The organism is Erwinia oleae (assembly GCF_000770305.1).
GTDB lineage: Bacteria > Pseudomonadota > Gammaproteobacteria > Enterobacterales > Enterobacteriaceae > Erwinia > Erwinia oleae.
This window is the reverse complement of sequence record NZ_JNVB01000160.1, coordinates 1-927: the sequence shown is the minus strand read 5'-3', so window position 1 is coordinate 927 and position 927 is coordinate 1. Positions and strand designations below refer to the sequence as shown.

The window sequence follows — 927 nt, the reverse complement described above, 5'->3', positions numbered from 1 at the left end:
GGGTGTGACAGATAAGAGTCTCTCTCTCAAATCGTCCGTATCACCTACGGGCGTAGCAAAGCAAAGCCCCTGTTATAACGTTGCCTCGCGCAAGCGTCGCCGGTTCCTCAATCGGTGGATTAAGTCGCGGGCGACCGAAGCCGGGCGTATCAAAATCAAAAACGAACTTCGGCGCCGCATCCGGCACAACAAGTATTGGGTCAACGAGGCCAATAAATACGGTATCGAAACACTCTGCGAGCTGATGCTGGCCATCTTTGACGATCTGGATTTAAGAGACTGGCAAACCCGGCATAACCTGGAGACGTTAGCCGAACGGGCTGGCCTTACGACGCGTAGCGAATCGCCAAAAGGTAAACAACAAAGCTCACGCGCTAGTCGCGGATGTGATCGCCTGGTCTGGCTTGATGCGATTATCACAGAGAAAGCCCCCTTCAATCCTTATGACGCCCGTTGTGCCTGTAAGCACATTGAGGTTACAGAGAATTTCTTTGCCATTCTCGGCGTTCCGCTGAAACAGGTCTACCGGGAACGCGCCAGGCTACTTAAGGCTGACCCCAATGAAATCATATCATCCGGGGATGTGCGGTTAATCGCAATCAGGGTTGAAAACTGGATGCGCAAGGCCGCAGCCGGATTAGCCAGGATGAAAGCGAGGCGTGACGCAGCTCGCCAGCGCAAACAGGAATACTACTCACCAACCTTTGCCTGACCTCCACAAACTACCGCCTTAGCTGGCGGGGATTCTGCACGTCTGCAATAAACCTCAGTACAAAAAATAGCCTTAACGTACAATAATTTTCGAAATCCAACCTATCCCGGCTACAGGAATGACGGATTTTTCGGCGGTTCCGGCTTAGACCCACCACAACTGCTGTATAGCTTGTGGGTAAGTGATAATTAAGTGCAAACGATATGGTGCAATTA

At 51.5% G+C, this 927-nt stretch carries 1 protein-coding gene; it reads left to right on the top strand.

All coding sequences use genetic code 11. The features are described from left to right. Nucleotides 1-4 precede the first annotated feature (4 nt). Nucleotides 5-712, top strand: a complete 708-nt coding sequence (locus GS12_RS22700; RefSeq protein WP_235421346.1) for a RepA protein — start codon at nt 5-7, stop codon at nt 710-712. Nucleotides 713-927 lie beyond the last annotated feature (215 nt).